Source organism: Xanthomonas sp. F10 (genome assembly GCF_014206815.1).
GTDB classification, from domain to species: domain Bacteria; phylum Pseudomonadota; class Gammaproteobacteria; order Xanthomonadales; family Xanthomonadaceae; genus Xanthomonas_A; species Xanthomonas_A indica.
In genome coordinates this window covers 1,772,457-1,796,817 of the sequence record NZ_JACHNP010000001.1, presented here as the reverse complement: position 1 = coordinate 1,796,817, position 24,361 = coordinate 1,772,457, and the positions used below count along the sequence as shown (strand labels likewise).

Genomic DNA, 24,361 nt, shown 5'->3' with positions numbered 1-24,361 from the left:
CCGGGCGCGACGGCTCAGGCCGCCAGCGATTCGGCGCCGGGTTGCAACTGGCCGAGCAGCGACGGCACGTCCAGGATCAGCGCGACCCCGCCGCTGCCGAGGATGCTGGAGCCGCTGATGCCCTTGACCTGGGCGAACACCTTGGAAAGCGGCTTGATCACCGTTTGCCACTCGCCGAGCAGGGTGTCGACCACCAGGCCGAAACGCTGCGAGCCCTGGCGGATCACCACGATGCTCTCGCGCGCCGGCGGCGCGCCGGCGATCGCGAACAGCGAGCGCAGGCGCACGTAGGGCAGCACGTTGCCGCGCAGGTCGATGTACTCGCTCTGGTAGTTCGGCGCGAACTCCACGCATTCCTCGACCACGTCCAGCGGCACCACGAACACCGACTTGCCGACCCCGACCTGGAATCCGTTGATGATCGCCAGGGTCAGCGGCAGCCGCACCGAGATGGTGGTACCGACGTCCTGCTGGCTGCTGATGTCGACGCTGCCGCGCAGCGCGGCGATGTTGCGCTTGACCACGTCCATGCCGACGCCGCGGCCGGACAGGTTGGTGACCTTCTCGGCGGTGGAGAAGCCAGGCTCGAAGATCAGCGCGAACACCTCGCGGTCCGAGAGCAGGCGGCCGGGTTCGATCAGGCCGCGTTCCAGCGCCTTGGCCAGGATCCGGTCGCGGTTGAGGCCGCCGCCGTCGTCGCTGATCTGGATGACGATGCTGCCCGAATCGTGGAAGGCGTTGAGCCGCACCGTGCCGCGCACCGGCTTGCCGCGCGCCTGGCGCACCTCGGCCGGTTCGATGCCGTGGTCCATGGCGTTGCGCACCAGGTGGGTCAGCGGATCGGCGATCTTCTCCACCACCGACTTGTCCAGCTCGGTGTCCTCGCCGTTGACCACCAGCACGATGTCCTTGCCCAGTTCGCGGGCGACGTCGTGGACCACGCGGTGGAAGCGGCTGAAGGTGCCGCCGATCTTGACCATGCGCAGTTGCAGCGCGCTTTCGCGCACTTCCTCGACCAGCCCGGCGAGGATCGAGGTGGATTCCAGCAACTGCGCGTCGCCGGTGCGTTGCGCGTTGGCGCCGGTGCTGGCGACGGCGATGATCAGCTCGCCGACCAGGTCGATCATGCGGTCGAGCTTGTCGGCGTCGACGCGGATCGAGCCGCCTTCGCCGCGTGCGCCCGCGGCCTTGGCGGTGCCGGCGCTGGCGGCGGCGCTCGCGGCCGCGGCCGCGGCCGGCGCGCTGGCCACGGCCGGTGCGGCCGCGGCGGGCGCGGCCTCCGGGGCGGCGGCGCTTTCGAACCCGGCGAAATCGTCGGCGCTGGCCTGGCTGCCGGCTTCGGCCACCAGCAGTGGCAGGTCCAGGTTGGCGGCATCGCCGTTCGGCTCCACCGCCAACACCTGCAGGTCGCAGTCGTCGCGCACGAACTCGAAGATGTCCTCGATCGCGGCCTGTTGCGCGTCGCTGCGCAGCAGGATGTCGAAGCCCAGGTAGCACGCCTCCGGATCCAGGTCCGGCAGCGCCGGCACGCGCGCGTGGCGGGTACGCACCGCCTCCAGGCTGCCGAGGCTGCGCAGGCAGCGGATCAGGTGCAGCGGCGAATTGCCGAAGCGCAGCGCGTCGGTGAACAGCTGCAGCGAGATCCGCCAGTAGCCGGTCTGTGCAGGCGCGGCTGGTACTGCCGGCGTTGTCGCGGTGGCGCTCGCCGTGGCGGCCGGTGCAGCGGCCGGCTGCAGGTAGGTCTGCAGGCGTGCCAGCAGCGGTGCGCCCTCGGCGGCCAGCGTGGCTTCGTCTGCCTCGGCGCCGGCCGCCGCTTCCACCAGCGCGCGGATGTGATCGCAGCAGGCCAGCATCAGTTGGATCAGTTCCGAATCCAGCGCGACCGCGTGCTCGCGCACCAGGTCCAGCACGCTCTCCACCACGTGGGTGAAGCCGACCAGCTGCGCCAGGTCGAACAGGCCGCCGGAGCCCTTGATGGTGTGGGCGGCGCGGAAGATCGCGTTGACCGCGTCGGGACCGGCTTCGCCGCGCTCGGCTTCCAGCAGGTTGCGTTCCATGTCCTCGAGCAGGTCGCGGCTCTCGGCGATGAAGGTCTGCAGCAATTGGGCCAGATTCATGTCGTGCTGCCGATTAGTGAAGGGTGTCGTTGCCGACGCGCTCGAACGCGTCGCCGAGGCCAAGCAGGTCCAGCGCATCGCCGACCGCGGTGCTGCAGCCCTCCAGCTGGAACGGCCGCCCCAGCGCGCGCAGTGCGGCCTGGGTGGCCAGCAGCAGCTGCACGCCGGTGGCGTCGATGTCGGTCACCTCCTGCAGCTGCAGGCGCAGGCCGCCGGGATGCTCCAGCGCGGGCAGCAGCAGCGGCTTCAGTTCGGCCGCACGGCGGATGGTCATGTCGCCGTCCACGCTCAGCTGCAGCGGCAGGTCCTGTTCATCGGGGGGCGTCGAGCGCATGGCGGGTCTCCGGCAGTGGGCGAATGGAAAGCCGGCGGCACGCCGTGAAGGGCATGTTTAGGCTTCGGTACCAGCGATATCGGCGCGGTCAGGAAATATTTAAGTGAATGACGCATTTGTCTCGCATGCCGCACACCGGCCTGAGTGGTTCAGATCCGCGACAGGATGCGCATCCCACAACCGCGCCGATCGGGGTAGGTTCCCAGGTCGTTGCACGTGCCGTGCCAAACACGGCGGGTGTGAAGGCGTCAAAAAGCTGCGCGACCGCACGTGCCGCCGCGGTCTTCACGTGAAGACCCGTCGCGTCGCGTGGTCAGCGAGGCAGGCGCGCTCCTACGCCTCCGCATGTAGCGGCGGCCTTTCAGCACGGGATGAGTGCCGCGACCGTGTGGCGGAAGCTCACGGTCGCATGCGAGCAGACGCGGGCAGATCGCCCGCGTTTTGCTCAGCGTGGCGACAACGCGGTCAGCAGGCCACGCGCGGCGTTGAAGCGGTCGGCCGCTTCCGGCAGCGGCAGTTTGAGCTTCAGCTTGTCCGGGCCGTCCATCGCGTACAGCTTGGGCTGCTTCTGGATCATCTGGATGATGGTCATCGGATCCACATTGGGCTTGGCTTCGAACACCAGGCGCCCGCCGTGCTCGCCCAGTTCCAGCTTGCGGATGCCCAGCGCGTTGGCCTGCAGCTTCAGCTCGGCGATCGCGAACAGGTGCTTCACCGGATCCGGCAGCAGGCCAAAGCGGTCGATCATCTCCACCTGCAGTTCGCGCAGGCCGTCGCTGTCGCGGGCGCTGGAGATGCGCTTGTACAGGGTCAGGCGGGTATGCACGTCCGGCAGGTAATCGTCGGGGATCAGCGCCGGCACGTGCAGTTCCACTTCGGCGCCGCGCGCTTCCTCGCCGGCGTCCAGATCCGGCAGCTTGCCCTGGCGGATGCTGCGCACCGCGCGTTCCAGCAGTTCGGTGTACAGGCTGAAGCCGACTTCGGCCATCTGCCCGCTCTGGTCCTCGCCCAGCAGTTCGCCGGCGCCGCGGATTTCCAGGTCGTGGGTGGCGAGTGTGAAGCCCGCGCCCAGTTCGTCCATCGAGGCGATGGCGTCCAGCCGCTTCTGCGCATCCGGGGTGATGCTGCGGCGGTCAGGCACCAGCAGATAGGCGTAGGCGCGGTGATGCGAGCGGCCCACGCGGCCGCGCAATTGATGCAACTGCGCCAGGCCGAAGCGGTCGGCGCGGTTGATGACGATGGTGTTGGCGTTGGGGATGTCGATGCCCGATTCGATGATCGTGGTCGACAGCAGCACGTTGAAGCGCTGCTTCTGGAAATCCAGCATCACCTTTTCCAGCTCGCGCTCGGGCATCTGCCCGTGGGCGATGCCGATTCGTGCCTCCGGCACCAGCTCGCTCAGCTCGCGCTGCATGCGGCCGATGCTCTCCACGTCGTTGTGCAGGAAGTACAGCTGGCCGCCGCGCGCCAGTTCGCGCTGGAAGGCTTCGCGCAGCAGCGCGTTGTCCCACTGGGTGACGAAGGTCTGCACCGCCAGCCGGTTCGGCGGCGGGGTGGCGATGATCGACAGGTCGCGCAGGCCGGCCATGGCCATGTTCAAGGTACGCGGGATCGGCGTGGCGGTGAGCGTGAGCAGGTGCACGTTGGCGCGCAGCGCCTTCAGCGCTTCCTTCTGGCGCACGCCGAAGCGCTGCTCCTCGTCGACGATGACCATGCCCAGGTCCTTGAACTTCACGTCGGGCTGCAGCAGGCGATGGGTGCCGACGATCACGTCGATGCTGCCGGCGGCCACCTTCTCCAGTTCGGCCTTGATCTCCTTGCTGCTCTTGAAGCGCGACAGCACCTCGACCTTGAGCGGATAGTCGGCGAAGCGGTCGCGGAAGTTGCGGTAGTGCTGTTCGGCCAGCAGCGTAGTCGGCACCAGCACCGCCACCTGCTTGCCGGCGCTGGCGGCGGCGAAGGCCGCGCGCACCGCGACCTCGGTCTTGCCGAAGCCGACGTCGCCGCAGACCACGCGGTCCATCGGCTGGCTGCTGGCCAGGTCGCGCAGGGTGGCGTCGATCGCGGCCAACTGGTCGGGCGTCTCCTCGAACGGGAAACCGGCGGCGAACGGCTCGTACATCGCCCGGTCCACCTGCAGCGCCAGTCCGGCACGGGCCTGGCGGCGCGCCTGGATCTCCAGCAGCTCCGCGGCCACGTCGCGCACCTTCTCGGCGGCCTTGCGCTTGGCCTTGGTCCATTGCTCGCCGCCCAGCGAATGCAGCGGCGCGGTCTCGGCCGAGGCGCCGGAGTAGCGGCTGATCAGGTGCAATTGCGCCACCGGCACGTACAGCCGGTCGCCCTTGGCGTATTCGATTTCCAGGAACTCGCCGGGCATGCCGCCGGCATCGAGCACGATCAGCCCGCGGTAGCGGCCGACACCGTGGTCCTCGTGCACGATCGGCGCGCCCTCGGACAGCTCGCCCAGGTCACGGATGATCGCTTCCGGCTCGCGCCCCACGCGCCGGCTGCGCCGCGGCTGGCTGGCGCGCTCGGGGAACAACTGGCGCTCGGTCAGCACCGCGATGCGCGGCGCCTCCAGCGCGAAGCCGTCGTCCAGCGGTGCCACCGCAATAGCGAAGCGCGCAGCAGAAAGCCCCTCTCCCTCTGAGAGAGGGGTTGGGGTGAGGGTACGACCGCTAGTGAGCTTTGCCTGCGCTGCGGTTGAGGACGCGGACGAAGCAGCAGCCTTCTTGGATGAGGACCGCGCAGGCGCCGCACCCTCATCCGGCGCTTCGCTCCCCCTTCTCCCGGAGGGAGAAGGAACAAACGCGGCGAAGTTCGGCAGCACCTCCGGCTTCAGTTCCGCAGCCGCCAACACTTCCAGCAGCGCCTCGCGGCGGCCCGGTGAGTCGGCGGCGATCAGCACCCGTCCCGGGTAGTGGTCGAGGAAGCTCTTCAGCGCCGCGGCCGGCGCGGCGTCCTTGGCCGCCACCGGCAGCGGCGGCAGCGGCTGGTCGCCCAAGGCCTGCGCCTCGTCGATGCGCGGATGGTCGGCGGCCCACACGTCGATGCGCGGCAGCCCGTTGAGGCGCTCGCGCAGCGCATCCGGCGCCTGGTACAGCTCCTCCGGCGCCAGCAGCGGACGCTCCACGTCATGGCGGCGTTGCTCGTAGCGGGCCTGGGTCTGCGTCCAGAATGCATCGGCCGCGGCGCCCACGCCCGGGGCGATCAGCGGCAGCACGTGCTCGCCCAGGTAGTCGAACAGGGTGGCGGTGGCCTCGCGCGCGCCGCCGCTGCGCGTCTCCTGGAAGAACAGCGGCAGGTAGTACTCGATGCCCGACGGCGCCAGCCCGGCCTTCAGATCCTGGTACAGCGCGCTGCGCCGGGTATCGACGTCGAAGCGCTCGCGCAGCGCCGTGAGCACCCGCTCCACGCTGGCATCGTCCATCGGCACCTCGCGCCCGGGCAGCATGCGCACCGCTTGTACATGGTCCAGCGAGCGCTGCGATTCGGGGTCGAAGGCGCGGATCGAATCGATGTCCTCGTCCAGCAGTTCGATCCGCAGCGGCGCATCGGTGCCCATCGGGTACACGTCGAGCAGGCCGCCGCGCACGGCGAAATCGCCGGGGTCCATCACCTGCGGCACGTTGCGGTAGCCGGCGCTTTCCAGCCGGCGCTTCTCCGCGTCCAGGTCCAGGCGCTGGCCCACGCGCAGGTCGAAACTGCCGCCGACGATGTAGCGCAACGGCGCCACCCGCTGCATCAGCGTCTGTACCGGCACCACCACGATGCCCTGGGTCAGCGTCGGCAGCCGGTGCAGCGCCGCCAGGCGCTGGCTGACGATGTCCGGGTGCGGACTGAACTGGTCATAGGGCAGGGTTTCCCAATCCGGGAACGGCACCACCGGCAGGCTGGCGTCGTCGCCGAGCAGGCTGTGCAGGTCGGCTTCGAGCTGATGCGCGCTCTGGTTGTCGCGGGCCACCACCAGCAACGGCCCGCGGTGCGCGGACGCGGCGCAGGCGATGTGCCAGGCCAGTGCGGTGGAGGAGGCGGGAGCGCGCCAGTGCGCGCGGAGCTGGCCGGATTTGGGCAGCGGCGGAACGGGGAAGGGAAGGGGCGGCATGGACCAACTAGTTTAGCAAGGTCGGGACTCGGGACCCGGGACCGGGGACCCGGAAGAGCAGGAGCTAAAGCTGCCTGCGGAGCTCTGGCTTTCCGGGTCCCGGGTTCCGGGGCCCGAGGTTTCAGTTGCCCAGTTCCAGCACCACCCGCACCAGGTCCGGATTGTCCGGATGCGGCATGCGCTGGAAGCCCAGCGACTCGGCCAGTTGCAGCATCGGCACGTTGCGTTCGAGCACGTCGCCGTAGAGCCGGTCCAGGTACTTGCGGCGCGCCCACTTGACCAGCTTGCGCATCAGTTGCCGGCCCAGGCCCTGGCCGGAGACGAAGCTGCTGACCAGGATCGCGTACTGCGCCTCGCGGGTGCCCGGGATGATCGCCGCGCGCGCCACCGCGCCGACCACGGCCTCGCCCGGCGGCAGCGGCTCGGCCGCGACCAGGATCAGTTCCGATTTCGGATTGGGATGGGTGAGGCGTTGCGCCATGTCCTCGGTCAGTTCCTGGGTGGAATGCAGGAAACGCTCGCGGATCTCGGTCGGCCCGAGCAGGCCGAAGGCGCCTTGCAGGGGCGCGCTGTCCTCCGGCCGGATCGGCCGGATCAACAGTTCGCGCCCACTGGGCAGGGTGAAGGTTTCATGCCACGGAGGCATGCGGTTGCGGGTAGCCATGGCCGTATGATCCTCGACGAAGCCTGGATTCTCGCATTAGCCGACACCTGCGTCCGTGAACGCAGCGTCCTGCGCGTGTGCGGCTGTGGTGGCCTTGCTAAAGTGGCGCTTCGTCCAAGGGAATGCACGACGATGAAGACATCGCATGCCGTTGCCGTGTCGGCGGCGATCGGGCTGGGAACGGCGGCGCTGCTGGTGCTGTTGCTGGTGGGCGGCGGCCGTTGGCTGCTGCGCATGCAGCACAGCGCCACGCCGACGACCGCCAGCGCCGCCCCTGTCGCCCCTGTCGCCGATGCGGAGCAACTGGCGACAGGGGCATTGGCGCCGTACCGGGCGCGCCTGCAGGCCACGCGCCGGCCGGTGCTGCAGCTGCAGTTGCAGCCGATGGCGCAGGACGATCGCCTGGCCAGCAAGGTCGGCGGGCGCCCCTACTGGACCGGCGACAAGCCTTATCCCCACGCGGCCGATGGCCAGCCGCTGGCGCTGCTGGCGCAGATCGATCTGGCGCGGATGCCGCCCCTGCCGGGCTATCCGCGCCAGGGCATGCTGCAGTTCTTCATCGGCGGCGACGATTTCTATGGCGCCAACCTGGGCGACGCGCGCATCGACCTGGCTGCGCTAAGCGAACAACGCAATTTCCGCGTGGTGTACTGGCCGCAGCCGAAGGCGTCGGCGCGGCAGGTCGAGGTGCCGTTGCCGGCCGCCGACACGTTGCCGTTCGATCCGGCGCGGCCGCGGGCGATGCGGTTCGACGCCGGTGAGGAAATCATCGGCAGCAGCGACGTGCGGTTCGAGCAGGTGCTGGGGAAGCCGCTGGAGGAGGTCGCCGCCGCGTACGCCAGCGGCCACGCGGTGTCGCAGGATACGGTGGACGACGCGCTGTTCGATGCGCTGAGCCGGGGCGGGCACAAGCTCGGCGGCTACCCGGAGTTCACCCAGGAAGACCCACGGACGCCGCAGGATCGGCAGGTCCTGCTGCTGCAGTTGGACAGCGACGAGGAGATGATGTGGGGCGACAGCGGCGTCGCCAATTTCTTCATCGACCCGGACGACTTGCGGCGCGGCGATTTCAGCCGCGTCGCCTACAACTGGGATTGCTTCTGAGCGTGCGCGTGCGCGCTGCCGCGTGACGACAACTCACGCCTCGCGCTTGAGCCACTCCAGGCGCGTGCTGGCGCCGGCTTCGCCCAGGTGCGCCTTCAGCGGCGGCAGCGCCTGCGCCAGCGTCTGCTCGAATTGCCAGGGCGGATTGAGCAGCAGCATGCCGCTGCCGTTGAGCCGCAGCGGCGAATCGTCCGGGCGCACCTGCAGTTCGGCGACCAGCGCCGAGGCCACCGGCAGCGCCGCGGCCTTGCGGAAGAACGGCTGCAGGCTGCGGCGCTGCTTGATCGGATACCACACCGCACACACCGCCTGTGGCCAGCGGCTCAGGGTCTCGCGCAGCGCGGCCACGATCAACGGGTACTCGGCATCCTGCGCCTCGTAGGGCGGGTCGATCAGCACCAGTCCGCGGCCGATCCGGTTGGCCCCGGACTTCGGCGGCAGGAATGCCTTGATCGCCGCATAGCCGTCGCCGGCGTGCACCTGCACGCGGCGGTCGTGGGCGAACAGCGCCTTGAGTTCGGCGGCTTCCTCGGCCTGCAGCTCGCAGGCGGCCAGCCGGTCCTGTGCGCGCAGCGCCTGCGCCACCAGCAACGGCGAGCCCGGATAGGCAACCAGCGCCCCCACCGGATTGTCGGCCTGAACCGCGCGCAGGTAGCGCTCCACCACCTCGGGGAGGGTTGGCTGACCCATCAACCGCAGCACGCCGGCGGCCGCCTCGCCGGTCTTGCGTGCCTCGTTGGCGGCGAACAGGTAGCGGCCGCGCCCGGCGTGGGTATCGAGCACGAAGAACGGGCTGTCCTTGCGCTTGAACGCATCGAGCAGCGCCAGCAGCACGATGTGCTTGAGGACGTCGGCATGGTTGCCGGCGTGGAAGGCGTGGCGGTAATTCATCCGCGCAGTGTACGGGGCGCCACGCCAGCCGGCCACGCTTGGCTGCGGCGCCGGGCAGGGACGGTCCGTGGCCGCGGTACACTGGCCGAGCGATCGCTGGCGGTCGCGTGGCGCCTGCCGGGCATGCGGCAGGAAGGCGTGGACGATGGGCCTGTGCATCCGGGCGCAGGCGTCGTTCGGGGCGTTCGGGTGCGCAGTGCCGGTGCCGCGTGGGCGGCCGGCGAGTGCCACGGTTTGCAGGTCGATGCCTTTTTTCCTGTTGCTTGGAGTCCTGGCGCTAGCGTTGCCGTTCGCCGCATTCGCGCCGCCCGTGACCAGGCGTCCGCCCCCGCGCGGGGCAGGCCGCGGCGTTCGATGCATTGATCGAGGATGTCGGCGCGCACGGCAAGGACATGGCCGCAGACGAGCAGGCCTACCGTGTCGCGCATGCGCGCCTGCGCGCCTGCGCGCCTGGCTGCCGGCCGACGATCCGGTGCGGCGCGCGCGCCTGGACGCCTTCGATTGCCAGCACTTCCCGCAGGGGCCGGCCGCAGCGGTGGAGCAGGCGCGGCGCGGCGAGCGCGGCGCGGTCGCGCATGCCAATGTGCAGGTGCGCCTGGAGTACCTGCTGTGCGAGACCTACGCGCTGTACAACGACGGTCAGCGCCCGGCCTACCTGCGGCCCGCCACCACGATCCTGGCGCTGACCGACGCGCAGCGGTTCCCGCGCTTGCGCGCGGCGGCCCTGCGCATGCGTGCCTTCGGCGCGCGCGACGCCGGCCGCTACGCGCAATCGCTGCGCACCCTGCAGGGCCTGCGCCGCCTCGATGCGCAGCGCGATGGCGGCTGGGTGGCGCTGCTGACCCTGATCGGTATCGCCGACGCCTATCTGGACATGGGCCTGCCGGACCTGTCGCAACAGGTCGTCGTCGAAGTCCAGCAGCGGGCCAGGCACGGCGGCCGCAACCGGGTGGAACTGGCGGCGCCGCCGGGCACGGCCAGCGTACGCGCCGCCAGCTGAGCCTATGACGGCCAATGCCGGCGCTGGCGGAATGGACTGCCGCGGCGCCCGCGTGGCGGCTATGCTGCGCGCCATGTCCACGCCTGCCGCCGCCTGTGTCCTCGTGGTCGAGGACGAATCCGCCATTGCCGACACCGTGCTGTACGCGCTGCGCAGCGAGGGCTACCAGGTGCGCCACTGTCAGCTCGGGCGCGAGGCCCTGGCGCAGCTGCGCGAGGGCGGCATCGACGTGGTGGTGCTGGACGTGGGCCTGCCGGACCTGAGCGGTTTCGAGGTGTGCCGCACGCTGCGCGGCTTCAGCCAGGTGCCGGTGCTGTTCCTGACCGCGCGCAACGAGGAGATCGACCGCGTGCTCGGCCTGGAACTGGGCGCCGACGACTACATGGCCAAGCCGTTCTCGCCGCGCGAACTGGTCGCGCGGGTGCGGGCGCGGCTGCGGCGTCCGGCGGTAGTGGTCGGCGATGCCGACGCCGGCTGGCAGCGGCACGGCGATTTCGCCATCGACCGCGACGGCCGCCGCATCCGCTGGCAGGGCGCGGTGCTGGACCTGACCCGCTACGAGTACGCGCTGCTGGCGGCGCTGCTGCAGCGGCCCGGCGCCATCCTCAGCCGCGCGCAACTGATGGACCGCGGCTGGGACAGCAGCGCCGACAGCGCCGACCGCACCGTCGACACGCATATCAAGACCCTGCGCGCCAAGTTGCGCGCGGCCGGCGCCGTCCACGACCCGATCCGCACCCACCGCGGCCTCGGCTACGCGCTGGAGGCCTGAGGTGCGGCTGGGGCTGAAACTGTTCCTCGGCTTCTTCCTGATCGTCGGCGTCGCCGCGTTCTTCGTGATGCGGGTGTTCGTCAACGAGGTCAAGCCGGGCGTGCGCCAGGCGATGGAATCGACCCTGGTGGACGCGGCCAACGTGCTGGCGCAGATGGCCGCACAGGATCTGCAGGACGGGCGCATCGCCAGCGGCCGGTTCGCCCAAGACCTGGGCGCCGCGCAACGGCGTGATCCGCGCGCGATGGTCTGGCGTTTCCCCAAGCACAGCGTCGACTACCGCGTCACCATCACCGATGCGGCGGGTATCGTGGTGTTCGACTCGCGCGGGCAGGACATCGGCCGCGACAACGCGCGCTGGAACGACGTGTACCGCACCCTGCGCGGCGAGTACGGCGCCCGCTCCAGCCCCGAGACCGACGGCGACCCCAACCACACGGTGATGCATGTGGCCGCGCCGGTCTACGATCCGGCCGACCAGCGGCGGCTGATCGGCGTGCTGACCCTGTCCCAGCCCAACCGCAGCATCGAGCCGTTCATCGTCGCCAGCCAGCGCAGCATCCTGTTGCGCGGCGCCTGGCTGATCGGCATCTCCGCGCTGATCGGGATCCTGATGACCTGGGGCCTGCTGCGCGGGATCGGCCGGCTCAACCGCTATGCGCAGGCGGTCAGCGCTGGTGCGCCGGTGCCTCCGCCACCGCCGCGCCGCGACGAGATCGGCGATCTCGGCCGCGCGCTGGAGACGATGCGGCGCAAGCTGGAGGGCAAGCAGTACGTCGAGCAGTACGTGCAGTCGCTCACGCACGAGATGAAGAGCCCGCTGGCGGCGATCCGCGGCGCCGCGGAACTGCTGCAGGAGCCGCTGCCGGAGCCGGAGCGGCAACGCTTCGTGCGCAACATCGCCGAGCAGCAGCAGCGCCTCACAGAGACCATCGACAAGCTGCTGGCGCTGGCCGAGGTGGAGCAGCACGGCTGGCTGCAGCGGCGCGAGCCGGTGGCGCTGGCGCCGCTGTGCGCCGACCTGGCCGAAGCGCTGGCGCCGCAACTGCAGGCGCGCGGGCTGCGGCTGGAGGTGCAGGCGCTGGACCCGGCCCTGGTGGTGTCCGGCGATCCCTACCTGCTGCGCCAGGCGCTGCACAACCTGCTCGACAACGCCATCGCCTTCTCGCCGGAGGGCGCGGTCATCGTGCTGCGTGCCGAACGCGGCGCCGATGCGCGCGTGCTGGTGTCGCTGGAGGACGCCGGTCCGGGTGTTCCCGATTACGCGCTGGAGCGGGTGTTCGAGCGTTTCTATTCGCTGGCGCGCCCGGCCACCGGCCAGCGCAGCTCCGGCCTCGGCCTGCCGTTCGTGCGCGAGGTAGCGCGCCTGCACGGCGGCGATGCCAGCCTGCGCAATCGCGACACCGGCGGCGCGGTCGCCTGCCTGGCGTTGCCGCTGGCCTGACCCGGGTCGATTCGCGCGAGAGCGCGTGAAGTGGGGTGCCGAGGCTCCCTCGTCGGGACTGAAGTCCCTCCCACAGTTGGGGCGCCGCGTCGACGGGATGCCGGCCACCAATCCCGATTCCCCAATCCCCAATCCCGGCTCCTCCCACTTCACATCCACTTCAAATTCGCCTCAAACCCTGCCCACGCAGCGGCAGCATCCTGGCGCCCTCTCAAGACGCGAGGCGGCCATGAAATCCCTGAAACTGCTCCTGCGATTCGCCACCATCGGCGGATTGATCCTGTTGTTGCTGATCCCGCTGCTGATGATTCGCGGCACCGTGCAAGACCGCCAGTACTACCGCGACGAGGCGGTGGAGCGGGTGTCGCAGAGCAAGGCCGGCGAACAGCGCCTGCTCGGCCCGGTGCGGGTGATCCCGTGGACCCAGGAGCGTGAGGTCGCGGTGCTCGACGCCGACGGCAAGCGCGTGACCAAGCGCGAGACCGAGACCGGCTACGTGCTGCAGGCGCCGCGGCGGCTGCAGGTGGAGGGCGAACTGAAGCCGTCGCAGCGCCATATCGGCCTGTTCAAGGTGCAGGTGTACAGCTGGCATGCACGGCTCAAGGCCGAATTCGACGATCTCGACTACGCCGCCGTCGACGGCCGTCGCTACGGAACGCCGTACCTGGCGATCGGCCTGCAGGACGTGCGCGGCCTGGTCGGCACGCCCAACCTGCGCACCGACGGCCGCGCGCTGCCGCTGCAGCCAGGATCGAGGGGCCTGGCCGGCGTCTCCAAGGGCGTGCATGCCGTGTTGCCGGCGTTGCGCGATGCGCAGCAGGGGCGGTTGACCGATCTGCACGACGTGCAGATGGAGTTCGTGCTCGACGGCACCCAGGCGCTGTCGATCGTGCCGGTGGGCGACGACAACCAGATCGCGCTGAGTTCGCCGTGGCCGCATCCGCTGTTCGGCGGCCGCTTCCTGCCCAACGAGCGCCGCATCACTGCGCAGGGGTTCCAGGCGAACTGGGCGCTGTCGTCGCTGGCGACCGGTGCGCAGGCGCAGGTGCAGTCCGCGCTGGAGACCCGCGGGTCGTCGCCGCTTCCGGACTCCGGCGGCCAGGAGCTGGACGCGTTGCGCGTGGATCTGGTCGACCCGGTGGATGTGTACACCCAGGCCGAGCGCGCCAGCAAGTATGGCCTGCTGTTCGTGGTGCTGACCTTCGTCGCCTTCGGCCTGTTCGAGCTGATCAAGCGCCTGCCGATCCATCCGCTGCAGTACCTGCTGGTCGGCCTGGCGCTGGCGATCTTCTTCCTGCTGCTGCTCAGCCTGTCCGAGCACATCCCGTTCTGGCAGGCCTATCTGGTCTCGGCGGCGGCCTGTATCGGGCTGCAGTTCTTCTACCTGTCCGGGGTGCTGCGCAGCCGCCTGCGCGCGGCCGGCTTCGCCGCCATGCTCACCGTGCTGTATGGCGCGCTGTACGGGCTGCTGGCCTCGGAAGACAACGCCCTGCTGATGGGCTCGCTGCTGCTGTTCGGCATCCTCGGCGCGATCATGTGGATCACCCGCCGGATCGACTGGTACGCGCTCGGCGCGTCGCTGCGCTGAGCCGCCGCGAGGAGCACCGGACATGGTCGCGCACCGTCATCTGCATCGTCGCCTGCAGGCACTGCTTCCTGCCGCATTCGAAACCCATGGCCTGCATCACGGCAACCTGCCGGCGACGCTGGCGCGCAGTGCGCAGGCCGCGCTGGTCACCGCCGCCGACCGCGGCGGCGCCCTGTGGCTGCGCCTGAGCGAACGCAGCCGCGCGGCCCTGGCCGGCGACGCGGCGGCGTTCCTGGGCGGCGCAGTGCAGGCGCGTGCGGCCCTGCCCGGCGACACCGCGCCGTGGCGCTACTGCCCCTGGCGCGCGGTGCGCCGCGATCCGGCCGCGGACACGGACGCGGAGAACGCCGGCGGTACGTCCAGTCCCGGCTTCGTCACCTGGGAGACGCAGGGGCGCGCGCGGCTGCTGGTGCTGCCGGCACAGGCGGCACTGCTGTGCCGATGGTGGCGCTGAGGCAGGGCCCCCGCGTCGATCGCTGCCACGGCGGGGGATCGGATGGCATCGGCCATGGACGACAGGAATGCCGGCGGTGGCAGGACGCCACCACCGGGTACTGCACGGGTAGGACGCCCGCGCAGGGAAGCGACAAGGCCACATGCGGACGCCGCAGGCCACGCAGCGTAAGGAAACGCGTAGTCATAGGACGCGCAGGGTAAGCACACAGGGATGTGCACGCAGGGATGCGCACGCAGGGAGGCGGCAAGGAGGCGGCAAGGAGGCAGACGCAAGGACCTCACCAGGCAGGTGGCGCAAGGAGGCGCTTGCGTCTCAGGACGGGCTGGAGGTCCACGCAAGGACGCACACGCCAGGGCGTCGCAGGCAGGCAGGGCAAGGAAGCGCGTGCGTCATGGGACGGGCAGGACGCCCACGCAGGGACGCAGCAAGGACGCATGGGCAAGGGCATCGCCAGGCAGGCAGCGCCAGGGAAACGCTTGCGGTAGAGTGCACGGATGCACTCTCCGCTCTCCATGCAGCGCCTGCGCGGCGCCGGGATCGTGCCGTTCCTGGACGCGGTCGCGCAGCTGCGCATCGCGGTGTTCCGCGACTGGCCCTACCTTTACGACGGCGATCTGGACTACGAACGCGCGTACCTGTCCGCCTATGCCGCCTCGCCGGACAGCGTGTTCGTGCTGGCGCGCGACAGCGGCCAGGTGGTCGGTGCCTCCACTGGGTTGCCGCTGGCCGACGACGCCGAGGCCTTCGCCGCGGCCTTCGCCGGCAGCGAGATCGACCCGGCCGAGGTGTTCTATTTCGGAGAATCGGTGTTGTTGCCGCAGTACCGCGGCCGCGGCGTCGGCCATGCCTTCTTCGACGAGCGCGAGGCGCATGCGCGCGCGCTCGGTCGCTTCCGCCTGACCGCATTTTGTTCGGTGGAGCGGGCGCCCGGCGATCCGCGGCGGCCGCCGGACTATCGCGGCAACGACGCGTTCTGGCGCAAGCGCGGCTACCAGCCGCAGCCGGCGCTGCGTATGCACCTGCCGTGGAACGAGGTCGACCGCGGCGAAACGCCGCACACCCTGGAGTTCTGGACCCGCGCGCTGGAGCCTGCCGCATGAAAGTCGCCGTCGCCAAGTATCCGATCGGCGCGCCCGCCGATTTCGCCGCCTTCGCCGACAAGCAGGCCGCGCTGCTCGGCGAGGCCGCGCAGGCTGGCGCGCAGTTGGCGGTGCTGCCCGAGTATCTGTCGCTGGAGCTGGCCGCGACCTTCGGCGCCGAGGTGTCGGCGCGGCTGCCGGCCTCGCTGGCCGCGATCCAGGCGTTGCATGCGCCGTACATGAGGTTGTTTGCCGACCTGGCGCGGCGCCTCCGCCTGCACGTGGTCGCCGGCAGTTTCCTGCTCGACCACGGGCAGGGCCGCTACCGCAATCGCGCCTACTGGTTCACCCCGGACGGCGGCCACGGCTGGCAGGACAAGCTGCAACTGACCGGGTTCGAAAAGGCCACCGGCCTGATCGACGGCGGCGAGGCGCTGAAGGTGTTCGCGGCCGAGGGCGTGCGCGCCGGCGTGGCGGTCTGCTACGACAGCGAGTTTCCGCTGCCGGTTCGCGCCCAGTACGAGGCCGGCGCGCGCTTGCTGGTGGTGCCCAGTTGCACCGACACCGAGGCCGGTGCCACCCGCGTGCGCGTGGGCTGCCTGGCGCGGGCGCTGGAGAACCGCATCTTCGTGGCCCAGTCGGTGACCGCCGGCGTCGCCGAGTGGAGCCCGGCGCTGGACGTGAACACCGGCGAGGCGACGCTGTACGCGCCGATGGACGCCGGTTTCCCCGCCGACGGCATCGTCGCGCAGACCCGCGGCGAGCAGGTCTGGGCGATCGCCGAACTGGATTTCGCCGCGTTCGAGGCTAGCCGCGCCACCGCCCAGGTGGCCAACGACCGCGACTGGCGCGGGCAACTGGCGCCAGCCGTGCTCCGCGCGGAGCTGAGCGCCTTCGCATAGCGGGAAGTCCCCTGCAATCGACTGCGCACCCGGCTCGCGAGGACCTGTCGCCCCGGCACCAAGCCGCTTGCCCCAACCCCGAATCCCCACTCCCGAGTCCCGCGGCGCCAGCAGGCGCCGCCACGGCAGAGTAAAATCGCCCGATTCCCGTCGTTTCGAGCGTTCCATGGCCTGCCGCACCCGTTTTGCCCCCAGTCCCACCGGTTACCTGCACATCGGCGGCGCGCGTACCGCGCTGTACTGCTGGCTGGAGGCGCGCCACCGCGGCGGCGAATTCGTGCTGCGGATCGAGGACACCGACCGCGAGCGCAGCACCCAGGCGGCGATCGATGCGATCCTGGAGGCGATGGAGTGGCTGGGCCTGGACTACGACGAAGGCCCGATCTACCAGACCCGGCGCCTGGACCGTTACCGCGAGGTCGCCGAGCAGTTGCTGGCGCAGGGCAAGGCCTACTACGCCTACGAGACCCGCGAGGAACTGGACGCCATGCGCGAAGCGGCGATGGCGCGGCAGGAAAAGCCGCGCTACAACGGTGCCGCGCGCGAACTGAACCTGCCGTATCGCGACGATCCCAACCGGGTGATCCGCTTCAAGAACCCCACCGAGGGCGTGGTGGCGTTCGACGACCTGATCAAGGGCCGCATCGAGATCGCCAACAGCGAACTGGACGACATGGTGATCTTCCGTCCCGACGGCTACCCCACCTACAACTTCGCGGTGGTGGTGGACGACTGGGACATGGCCATCACCGAGGTGATCCGCGGCGACGACCACATCAACAACACCCCGCGGCAGATCAACATCTACCAGGCGCTGGGCGCGCCGGTGCCGAAGTTCGCGCACATGCCGATGATCCTCGACGAGCAGGGCGCCAAGCTGTCCAAGCGCACCGGTGCAGCCGACGTGATGCAGTACAAGGATGCCGGCTACCTGCCGCACGCGCTGATCAACTACCTGGCGCGGCTGGGCTGGTCGCACGGCGACCAGGAACTGTTCGGGCGCCAGGAGCTGATCGACCTGTTCGACGTGAAGGACGTCAATTCCAAGGCCGCGCGCCTGGACATGGCCAAGCTGGGCTGGGTCAACCAGCACTACCTCAAGAGCGACGACCCGGCGACGATCGCACCGCAGCTGGAGTTCCAGTTGCGCAAGCTCGGCATCGACCCGGCCGCCGGCCCGGCCGCGGCCGAGGTGGTGGTGGCGCTGCGCGAGCGCGTGCAGACCCTGAAGGAAATGGCCGAGAAGGCCGAGGTCTGGTACCGCCCGCTGATCAGCTACGACGACGCGGCGGTGGCCAAGCACTTCAAGCCGGGCGCCGAACTGGCGCTGGGCAAGGCCCGGGAACTGCTGGCCGCGCTGCCGCAGTGGAGCCTGGAGGGCGTCGCCGCCGCGCTGCACGACACCGCCGCCGCCCTAGAGATCGGCATGGGCAAGGTGGCGCAGCCGCTGCGCGTGGCCATCACCGGCACCCAGGTCAGCCCGGACATCTCGCAGACCGTCTACCTGGCCGGTCGCGAGGAGGCCTTGAAACGCATCGACGCCGCGCTCATCAAGATTCCAGCGGGAAGCTGATTCCCGGGAGACCGCCATGTCCAGCAAGAAGACCGCCTGCACCGAGCCGCACCACCACGTCCACGACGCTGCCGACTTCGTCAAGGTGGTGGAGCGGGTCAGCCGCGAGCGCGGTCTGCGCCTGACCCCGATCCGCGCCAACGTGCTGCGGCTGATCGCCGAGGCCGGGCGCCCGGTCAAGGCCTACGACCTGCTGGAATGGGTGCGCGAGGGCAAGGGCGTGGGCGCCGACGCCCCGCCCACCGTGTACCGCGCGCTGGACTTCCTGATGGCCAACGGCTTCGTGCACAAGCTCGAATCGGTCAACGCCTTCGTCGCCTGCCACCACCCGAGCAGCGCCCAGCACTCGGTGCCGTTCCTGATCTGCGACCGCTGCCACAGCGCGGTGGAGCTGGAGGACCGCGACGTGGTCAGCCAACTGGAGCAGCGCGCCAAGGCCCTGGGCTTCCAGCCGCAGGCGCAGACCCTGGAAGTGCACGGGCTGTGCGCGAAGTGCGCGGGTTGAGCCTGGCCTGCATTGCCTCGCGTTGCAGGCCCGCGGGGCGAGGCATGCGCTTGATTTGAGCGTGACTGGATCGGATGGGTTGCGGTCGAAATGCCTGCTATCACCGCAACGCGGGTACGTCCTGTCCGCCTTGAATCGTGGCGGTGACATGTTGCGCGGGGTTCGGCGTGGGCTAGGGTGATCGGAGCGACGAGGGTCGCGACGGCCGAGTGCGGCGAGTGCTCTGCGACCCGCGCTGCGCATCCGGGATTGCTATCCTGGCCGGCGCTGCCGCGTTACCAGGAAGGTCGTTCGATGCGCACTCCCGTCGCTTCTGTCCCACTCGCGCCCACGCGGGCGCGCGCGCTGTGGCTGCACGCCCAGCGGCTGACCACGCCGGCACCGTTTGGCGATGGTGCCGAGGCCGTGCGGCAGGCCACTGCGCACCTGGGCTATGTACAGATCGACACCATTCACGTGATCGCGCGCAGCCATCACCATGTGCTGTATACGCGCATTCCCGAGTACCGCGAGCAGGACCTGGAGCAGGCGCAGTCCCAGGACAAGTCGCTGTTCGAGTACTGGACCCATGCCTTGGCCTACGTGCCGGTCGCCGACTACCGCATGTACATGGCGCAGATGGCGCGCCGACGTGCACAGGCCGATGCCAGGGGTACGGTGGATGCGCAGGACTACGCGCGCTTGCTGCGGCGGATCCGCAGCGAGGGACCGTTGTCGATCCGCGACATCGACGACGACGTGCTGGTCGAGAAGACCCACCCCTGGGGCAGCCGCAAGCCATCGCGGGCCGCATTGCAGTACGGCTTCTTCAGCGGCGACCTGGTGGTCAGCCAGCGCAGCGGCATGCTCAAGACCTACGAACTGGCCGCGCGGCATTTCGGCTGGCGGCAGCGGCCGCGTCCGGTCAGCGAGGCGCAGTACGCGCGTTACCTGCTGCAGCGTGCGCTGCGCGCGCAAGCCATCGTCGGCGTGGAGTCGATCTGCTATGGCGAGACCGCCGCCAAACCGGCGGTACGTGGGTTGATCGCCGCGGAAGTGGCGCGCAAGCGCCTGATCCCGGTGCATCTGCAGGGCCAGGAAGGCGTGGCCCTGTGGGCCGAGCCGGAGGTGCTGGATAGCACGCCGCCGCCGCCGGATCCGACCCGGGCGCTGTTGCTGTCGCCATTCGATCCGCTGGTGATCCAGCGCAAGCGGCTGCAGCAGTTCTTCGGCTATACCCACCGCTTCGAGGCCTACGTGCCGGCGCCGCAGCGGGTGCTGGGCTACTTCGCGCTGCCGGTTTCGCGCTGCCGGTATTGGTCGGCGACCGCATCGTCGCCGCGCTGGACCTGAAGATGGACCGGCGCGCCGGCCGCCTGCTGATCCAGCAATGGACCTGGCTGGAACCGCGACGGGCGGCGCTGCAGGCGACGATCGACGCGGCGCTGCAGCGGTTCGAGCGCTTCCATCTGTCGTAGCGGGCCGTCGCCGCCGCGAGTGTGTGGCGTGCCGGTGGCGCAAGGTCGGCGGTGCCGCATCCGCAGCGCAGCGCCGGACTGCGGCACCGCGCCGCGCATCGTCGATCTCCCTGCGCCGCCGCCGCGAACGCGACGCCTGCGAGCGGCCAGAGGGTCACCTCGCGACCACAAGCCGCCGCTTAGGCTCTGGATTCCCCCTTCGCCTGGCCGCCGCATGTCCGCTGCCCGCCACTGTCTGCAAGATGCGCTCGACGCCTGCCGCCGCGGTGCGCCCGCGGTGTTGGCCGTGGCGATGGCCCGCGAAGGCTCCACCTACGCGCATGCCGGCGCGATGGCCCTGTTCGGCGCCGATGGTGCGCAGCAGGGCTGGCTGAGCGGCGGTTGCCTGGAGCCGGAGATCGCGCGCTGCGCCGCAGAGGCGGCCGACGCCGGTACGCCGGTGTGGATGGAGATCGACACGCGCGAGGACGAAGACCTGCTGTCCGGCTCGGCAGCCGGTTGCCGGGGGCGCTTGCACCTGGCCTTGTTGCCGTTGCACGCCTTGCCGGGTTTCGACGGGGTGGCCCAGGCCTGGCTGCAGGGCCGCGGTGGCCTGACCCTGGCGCTGGACGCCGACGGCGGCATCGTCGCCAGTGTCGCCGAGCAGGCGGTGCGGTGGTGCCTGCCGTGGCGCACGGTCTCGGCCGCGTCGCCGCGTGTCGGCGAGGTGTACGTGCCGCCTGCGCCACGGGTCAGTGTCTTCGGCGCCGGCCCGGAAACCGCCTTGCTGCTGCCCTTGCTGCGCCAGTTGGGCTGGATGACCACCCTGGTCGAGCAGCGGCCGCGCTGGTCTGGGTTGGCCGCGCTGGCCGACCGCGCCCTGGCATGCACGCCGACGCGCGCGGTGGCCGACTGCGCCGGCAGCGATGCGGCGCTGGTGATGCACCATCATTTCGAACTGGACCGCGAAGCGCTGGATGCGCTGGCCGGCACCACGGTCCCGTTCGTCGGCCTGCTGGGACCGCTGCGGCGGCGCGAGGACCTGTTCCGTTTGCTGAGCTCTGCGCAATGCGCGCAGTTGCTGCCGCGCCTGCATTCGCCAGTTGGGCTGCGCCTGGGCGGCAACGGCGCGGAGGCGATCGCGCTGAGCATTGCCGCGCAATTGCAGGCCAGCCGGGCGGCGCCGCCGCGGCTGAGCGCGGTCGGGCAGGCGAGCGACAGGCCGCGGCGATCGCATCGCGATGCGCTGGCGGCAGCACGGCCCTTGCTGGCCGAGGGCGGCGGCTGATGGCGCAGGCGCACGCGGCGTTGATCCTGGCGGCCGGCGCCAGCCGCCGCCTCGGCCGCGCCAAGCAGACGCTGACCAGCGACGGCGAGCCGCTGCTGCGCAAGGTCGTGCGGCTGGCCTTGTCCACCGCGCCGGCGCGCTGCGTGGTGGTGCTGGGCGCGCAGGCCGAGGCGCTGCGCCCGCTGCTGGAGGGATTGCCGGTGGAATGCGTGCGCAATCCGGGCTGGTCCACCGGCATGGGTGGCAGCCTCGACTGCCTGCGTGCGGCGGTACGCGACGATGCCGCGATCACCCGCAGCCTGGTGCTCGGCTGCGACCAGCCGGCACTGGCCGCGGCGCATCTGCACGACCTGCTGGCGGCGGCTGCGCGGGCGGCCTCCGGTTGCGCGGTCAGCGCCTACGCCGGCGTGCGCGGCATGCCGGCGGTGGTGGCGCAGCAGCGCTGGCGCACACTGCCATTGGGTGGCGACCAGGGCTTGCGCGCGTTGTTCGCAACCCTGGCGCCGGACAGCCTCGGCTGCATCGTCGCACCGGCGTTGGCCCTGGATCTGGATACGCCGGAAGATGTGCAGGCGGCGGTGGCGCGGGGGTGGCTGGATCCGTAGCGGTTGCGGTCGGGCGTGGCGTTGCGGTGGTTCCTGCGGGGCCTTGCATTGCGCTGCGCGAGGTGCAGCCGAGCAGGGGCTTCCGTCAGACGACGGTCGATGTTGGAAGGACGTTCTGCTTCGCTCGTCGTGCTGAAGGTCGCCTCTCACGCCGCCGGAAGCCCCGTTGTAGGAGCGGCTTCAGCCGCGACCGGCGTTAACGGGAATGCCTGTCGCGGCTGAAGCCGCTCCTACGAGGGAGAAGGGTGCACGGCGCGTTTCTGGAGCGCGGCGCGCAGGGGCGCCCGCGCTCAGCCGATCAACTTGTCCGGCGTAATCGGCAGATCGCGGATGCGCTTGCCGGTGGCGTGGAACACGGCGTTGGCGATGGCCGCGGGAATGCCGACCATGCCCAGTTCGCCCATGCCCTTGACCCCGAGCGGGTTGACGATGGTGTCGTCCTCTTCGACGAACATGGTCTGGATCTCGTGCACGTCGGCGTTGACCGGCACGTGATAGTCGGCCAGCGAGGTGTTGAGCATGCGTCCGTAGCGATGGTCGATCTCGGTGCCTTCGCTGAGCGCCATGCCGATGCCCATCACCACGCCGCCGATTTCCTGGCTGTGCGAGGTCAGCGGATTCATGATCTTGCCGCAGGCAGTGGCCTCGATGACCCGTGTCACCTGCACCATGCCGGTATCCGGATCGACCTTGACCTCGATGAACTGCGCACCGTGTGCGGCGGTCGCGTACTTTTTGCGCTCGGCCGAGGGCTTGGATTCGTGCACCACCTCCAGTTCCTGCAGGCCGTGCTGGCGCATCAGCTTGGCGACGTCCAGGCCGGCCTCGGGCTTGCCGGTCGGGCGCAGCTGGCCATCGACCAGTTCCACCGCATCCACGTCCAGCCCACTGAACGCGGTCTGCCCATCCTGCCTGGCCAGTTCCAGCAGCTTGCCGCGGATCTCGCGCGCTGCGCCGTGGATCGCGCTGCCGACGCTGGCGGTGGTCCACGAGCCACCCTGCGCCGGCGCCTTGGGCAGGCGCGTGTCGCCGAGTTCGAACTGCACGCGCTTGGCGTCGATGCCCAGATACTCGGCGGCGATCAGGGTCATCACCGTATAGGTGCCGGGGCCGATGTCGGCGGTGGCACTGCCGACCCGTGCGCTGCCGTCGGCCTTCAGCACGACCCGCGCCAGCGCCGGCATCTGCATGGCCGCCCAGGTGCCGGTGGCCATGCCCCAGCCGACCAGCAGGCGGCCGTCGCGCATGGAGCGCGGCTCATGCGAGCGCTTGCTCCAGCCGAAGGTCTCGGCGGCGAGCGCGTAGCACTCGCGCAGCGCCTTGCTCGAGAACGGCTTGCCGCTGTCCGGGTCGGTCTCGGCGTAGTTGGCCAGGCGCAGTTGCAAGGGATCCATCTTCAGCGCATAGGCCAGTTCGTCCATCGCGCACTCGATGCCGAACATCTGGCTGATCGTGCCGGGCGCGCGCATCGCCTGCGGTGTCGGCAGGTCGGTTTCCACCACTTCGAAGCGATCCTCCACGTTGGGGCAGGCGTACAGCGAGCGCGCATTGCGGAAGATGGCTTCGTTGAACGCCTCGATGCGCGAGGTGTTGAGCACGTGCCGGTAGCGGATCGCCTGCAGCGTGCCGGCGGTGTCGGCGCCCAGGCCCAGTTCCACGCGATAGTACGGGCGATAGCCATGGCCGCTGAACATCTGCCGCCGCGTGTAGACGATTTTCACCGGCAGCCCGACCGCCTTGGACACCGCACCGAGCAGGAAGGTGTAGTAGTTCGGGCGCAGGCACGAGCCGAACGCGCCGCCGACGAACAGCGACACCACGTTGACCTTGTCCACCGGAATGCCGAAGTAGCCGGCCAACTGTTCGCGGTCCTGGTAGACGTTCTGGCTCTTGTTGACCACGGTCAGGGTGTCGCCGATCCAATAGCCGATGCCGCCGTGCGGTTCCATCGGGTTGTGGTGCTCGACCGGCATCGTGTACGCGGCCTCCAGCTTCACCGGCGCGGCGGCAAACGCCGCGGCCGGGTTGCCGCGCGGTTTCGGCGCGTCTTCCGGGGTCGGATCGTGCGCCTGGTCGAGCAGCGCGTCGAAATCCGTGTGCGCGGTCTCGGCGGCATACTCCACCTGGATCAGCCGCGATGCGTGCCGCGCCTGCTCGAAGGTGGTGGCCACCACCACCGCGATCGGCTGCGCGTTGAAATGGATGCGGTCGTCGAGCAGGGCGCGGAACGACAGGTCCTCGCCCTTCTTCTTGACCGCGTCGGAGACCGGCTTGATCGCATTGAGGTGGGTCAGCACCTTGATCACGCCCGGCGCGGCCTCGGCGGCGCGGGTGTCGATGCGCACGATGCGGCCCTTGGCGATGGTGCTGGTGAGGATGTAGCCGTGGACCAGGTGCGGGATCTGGAATTCCGCCGCATAACGGGCCTTGCCCGTGACCTTGGCGTAGCCGTCGACGCGGCGCATTTCCTTGCCGATGTAGTTCATTGCCGGTTCTC

Annotated in this window: 20 protein-coding genes; 14 read left to right on the top strand and 6 right to left on the bottom strand. The window is 70.2% G+C overall.

Annotated elements, in window-relative coordinates:
- Window positions 1-14: 14 nt before the first annotated feature.
- From FHR56_RS07900 to FHR56_RS07885, 4 genes are all read right to left on the bottom strand, one after another.
- Window positions 15-2,117: a chemotaxis protein CheA gene (locus FHR56_RS07900; protein ID WP_184502462.1), complete on the bottom strand. Its 2,103-nt coding sequence runs from the start codon at window positions 2,115-2,117 to the stop codon at window positions 15-17.
- Window positions 2,118-2,130: 13 nt separating this feature from the next.
- Complete coding sequence (locus FHR56_RS07895) at window positions 2,131-2,451, bottom strand: STAS domain-containing protein (protein ID WP_019798878.1); 321 nt, start codon at window positions 2,449-2,451, stop codon at window positions 2,131-2,133.
- A gap of 445 nt (window positions 2,452-2,896) precedes the next feature.
- Window positions 2,897-6,556 (bottom strand): transcription-repair coupling factor, encoded by a 3,660-nt coding sequence (gene mfd, locus FHR56_RS07890; RefSeq protein ID WP_160948203.1) that lies wholly within the window; start codon window positions 6,554-6,556, stop codon window positions 2,897-2,899.
- A 121-nt stretch (window positions 6,557-6,677) separates the two neighbouring features.
- Window positions 6,678-7,220 (bottom strand): GNAT family N-acetyltransferase, encoded by a 543-nt coding sequence (locus FHR56_RS07885; RefSeq protein ID WP_019797389.1) that lies wholly within the window; start codon window positions 7,218-7,220, stop codon window positions 6,678-6,680.
- A gap of 132 nt (window positions 7,221-7,352) precedes the next feature.
- Here FHR56_RS07885 and FHR56_RS07880 point away from each other — a divergent pair, with 132 nt between their 5' ends.
- Window positions 7,353-8,324: a YwqG family protein gene (locus FHR56_RS07880; protein ID WP_160948202.1), complete on the top strand. Its 972-nt coding sequence runs from the start codon at window positions 7,353-7,355 to the stop codon at window positions 8,322-8,324.
- A gap of 33 nt (window positions 8,325-8,357) precedes the next feature.
- Here the strand turns inward: FHR56_RS07880 and rlmJ are convergent, their stop codons facing one another.
- Window positions 8,358-9,215 carry a 23S rRNA (adenine(2030)-N(6))-methyltransferase RlmJ gene (gene rlmJ / locus FHR56_RS07875; protein ID WP_160948201.1) on the bottom strand — a complete coding sequence of 286 codons (858 nt, stop codon included), beginning with the start codon at window positions 9,213-9,215 and terminating at the stop codon, window positions 8,358-8,360.
- A 472-nt stretch (window positions 9,216-9,687) separates the two neighbouring features.
- Here rlmJ and FHR56_RS07870 point away from each other — a divergent pair, with 472 nt between their 5' ends.
- The 13 genes from FHR56_RS07870 (at window position 9,688) to FHR56_RS07815 (ending at window position 21,864) form a co-directional block, all read left to right on the top strand.
- Entirely contained in the window at window positions 9,688-10,215 is a 528-nt protein-coding gene (locus FHR56_RS07870) for a hypothetical protein (RefSeq protein ID WP_160948200.1), read from the top strand.
- Between the two features lie 61 nt (window positions 10,216-10,276).
- Window positions 10,277-10,987, top strand: coding sequence for a two-component system response regulator CreB (gene creB / locus FHR56_RS07865; RefSeq protein WP_160948199.1), 711 nt, complete (start codon window positions 10,277-10,279; stop codon window positions 10,985-10,987).
- Window position 10,988: 1 nt separating this feature from the next.
- A complete protein-coding gene (gene creC / locus FHR56_RS07860; protein ID WP_160948198.1) occupies window positions 10,989-12,431 on the top strand; it encodes a two-component system sensor histidine kinase CreC in 1,443 nt (480 codons plus the stop codon).
- 229 nt (window positions 12,432-12,660) lie between these two features.
- Window positions 12,661-14,019: a cell envelope integrity protein CreD gene (gene creD / locus FHR56_RS07855; RefSeq protein ID WP_160948197.1), complete on the top strand. Its 1,359-nt coding sequence runs from the start codon at window positions 12,661-12,663 to the stop codon at window positions 14,017-14,019.
- A 22-nt stretch (window positions 14,020-14,041) separates the two neighbouring features.
- Window positions 14,042-14,473, top strand: coding sequence for a hypothetical protein (locus FHR56_RS07850; protein ID WP_160948196.1), 432 nt, complete (start codon window positions 14,042-14,044; stop codon window positions 14,471-14,473).
- 497 nt (window positions 14,474-14,970) lie between these two features.
- Window positions 14,971-15,576: a GNAT family N-acetyltransferase gene (locus FHR56_RS07845; protein WP_160948195.1), complete on the top strand. Its 606-nt coding sequence runs from the start codon at window positions 14,971-14,973 to the stop codon at window positions 15,574-15,576.
- Window positions 15,573-16,457 (top strand): carbon-nitrogen hydrolase family protein, encoded by an 885-nt coding sequence (locus FHR56_RS07840; RefSeq protein WP_160948194.1) that lies wholly within the window; start codon window positions 15,573-15,575, stop codon window positions 16,455-16,457. Before FHR56_RS07845 ends, FHR56_RS07840 begins: the two co-directional genes overlap by 4 nt.
- Before the next feature lie 166 nt (window positions 16,458-16,623).
- Window positions 16,624-18,030, top strand: a complete 1,407-nt coding sequence (gltX, locus tag FHR56_RS07835) for a glutamate--tRNA ligase (RefSeq protein ID WP_160948193.1) — start codon at window positions 16,624-16,626, stop codon at window positions 18,028-18,030.
- A 16-nt stretch (window positions 18,031-18,046) separates the two neighbouring features.
- Window positions 18,047-18,535, top strand: a complete 489-nt coding sequence (locus tag FHR56_RS07830; protein ID WP_017907264.1) for a transcriptional repressor — start codon at window positions 18,047-18,049, stop codon at window positions 18,533-18,535.
- Window positions 18,536-18,829: 294 nt separating this feature from the next.
- Entirely contained in the window at window positions 18,830-19,867 is a 1,038-nt protein-coding gene (locus FHR56_RS07825; RefSeq protein ID WP_237473359.1) for a crosslink repair DNA glycosylase YcaQ family protein, read from the top strand.
- Window positions 19,831-19,992: a crosslink repair DNA glycosylase YcaQ family protein gene (locus tag FHR56_RS20600; RefSeq protein ID WP_237473358.1), complete on the top strand. Its 162-nt coding sequence runs from the start codon at window positions 19,831-19,833 to the stop codon at window positions 19,990-19,992. Before FHR56_RS07825 ends, FHR56_RS20600 begins: the two co-directional genes overlap by 37 nt.
- 214 nt (window positions 19,993-20,206) lie before the next feature.
- A complete protein-coding gene (locus FHR56_RS07820; RefSeq protein ID WP_160948192.1) occupies window positions 20,207-21,259 on the top strand; it encodes an XdhC family protein in 1,053 nt (350 codons plus the stop codon).
- A complete protein-coding gene (locus FHR56_RS07815) occupies window positions 21,259-21,864 on the top strand; it encodes a nucleotidyltransferase family protein (protein WP_160948191.1) in 606 nt (201 codons plus the stop codon). Before FHR56_RS07820 ends, FHR56_RS07815 begins: the two co-directional genes overlap by 1 nt.
- Window positions 21,865-22,154: 290 nt before the next feature.
- Here FHR56_RS07815 and FHR56_RS07810 read toward each other — a convergent pair whose 3' ends face one another.
- Entirely contained in the window at window positions 22,155-24,350 is a 2,196-nt protein-coding gene (locus tag FHR56_RS07810) for a xanthine dehydrogenase family protein molybdopterin-binding subunit (protein WP_160948190.1), read from the bottom strand.
- Between the last annotated feature and the right edge of the window lie 11 nt (window positions 24,351-24,361).

What these genes read in the sequence shown, in the direction of transcription:
- FHR56_RS07895 (WP_019798878.1), bottom strand. Translation starts at nt 2,451, where the DNA reads ATGCGCTCGACGCCCCCCGATGAACAGGACCTGCCGCTGCAGCTGAGC.
- FHR56_RS07880 (WP_160948202.1), top strand. Translation starts at nt 7,353, where the DNA reads ATGAAGACATCGCATGCCGTTGCCGTGTCGGCGGCGATCGGGCTGGGA.
- gltX (WP_160948193.1), top strand. Translation starts at nt 16,624, where the DNA reads ATGGCCTGCCGCACCCGTTTTGCCCCCAGTCCCACCGGTTACCTGCAC.
- mfd (WP_160948203.1), bottom strand. Translation starts at nt 6,556, where the DNA reads ATGCCGCCCCTTCCCTTCCCCGTTCCGCCGCTGCCCAAATCCGGCCAG.
- creB (WP_160948199.1), top strand. Translation starts at nt 10,277, where the DNA reads ATGCTGCGCGCCATGTCCACGCCTGCCGCCGCCTGTGTCCTCGTGGTC.
- FHR56_RS07830 (WP_017907264.1), top strand. Translation starts at nt 18,047, where the DNA reads ATGTCCAGCAAGAAGACCGCCTGCACCGAGCCGCACCACCACGTCCAC.
- FHR56_RS07820 (WP_160948192.1), top strand. Translation starts at nt 20,207, where the DNA reads ATGTCCGCTGCCCGCCACTGTCTGCAAGATGCGCTCGACGCCTGCCGC.
- creD (WP_160948197.1), top strand. Translation starts at nt 12,661, where the DNA reads ATGAAATCCCTGAAACTGCTCCTGCGATTCGCCACCATCGGCGGATTG.
- FHR56_RS07900 (WP_184502462.1), bottom strand. Translation starts at nt 2,117, where the DNA reads ATGAATCTGGCCCAATTGCTGCAGACCTTCATCGCCGAGAGCCGCGAC.
- FHR56_RS07850 (WP_160948196.1), top strand. Translation starts at nt 14,042, where the DNA reads ATGGTCGCGCACCGTCATCTGCATCGTCGCCTGCAGGCACTGCTTCCT.
- FHR56_RS07825 (WP_237473359.1), top strand. Translation starts at nt 18,830, where the DNA reads ATGCGCACTCCCGTCGCTTCTGTCCCACTCGCGCCCACGCGGGCGCGC.
- FHR56_RS07845 (WP_160948195.1), top strand. Translation starts at nt 14,971, where the DNA reads ATGCACTCTCCGCTCTCCATGCAGCGCCTGCGCGGCGCCGGGATCGTG.
- FHR56_RS07815 (WP_160948191.1), top strand. Translation starts at nt 21,259, where the DNA reads ATGGCGCAGGCGCACGCGGCGTTGATCCTGGCGGCCGGCGCCAGCCGC.
- FHR56_RS07840 (WP_160948194.1), top strand. Translation starts at nt 15,573, where the DNA reads ATGAAAGTCGCCGTCGCCAAGTATCCGATCGGCGCGCCCGCCGATTTC.
- rlmJ (WP_160948201.1), bottom strand. Translation starts at nt 9,215, where the DNA reads ATGAATTACCGCCACGCCTTCCACGCCGGCAACCATGCCGACGTCCTC.
- FHR56_RS07810 (WP_160948190.1), bottom strand. Translation starts at nt 24,350, where the DNA reads ATGAACTACATCGGCAAGGAAATGCGCCGCGTCGACGGCTACGCCAAG.
- FHR56_RS07885 (WP_019797389.1), bottom strand. Translation starts at nt 7,220, where the DNA reads ATGGCTACCCGCAACCGCATGCCTCCGTGGCATGAAACCTTCACCCTG.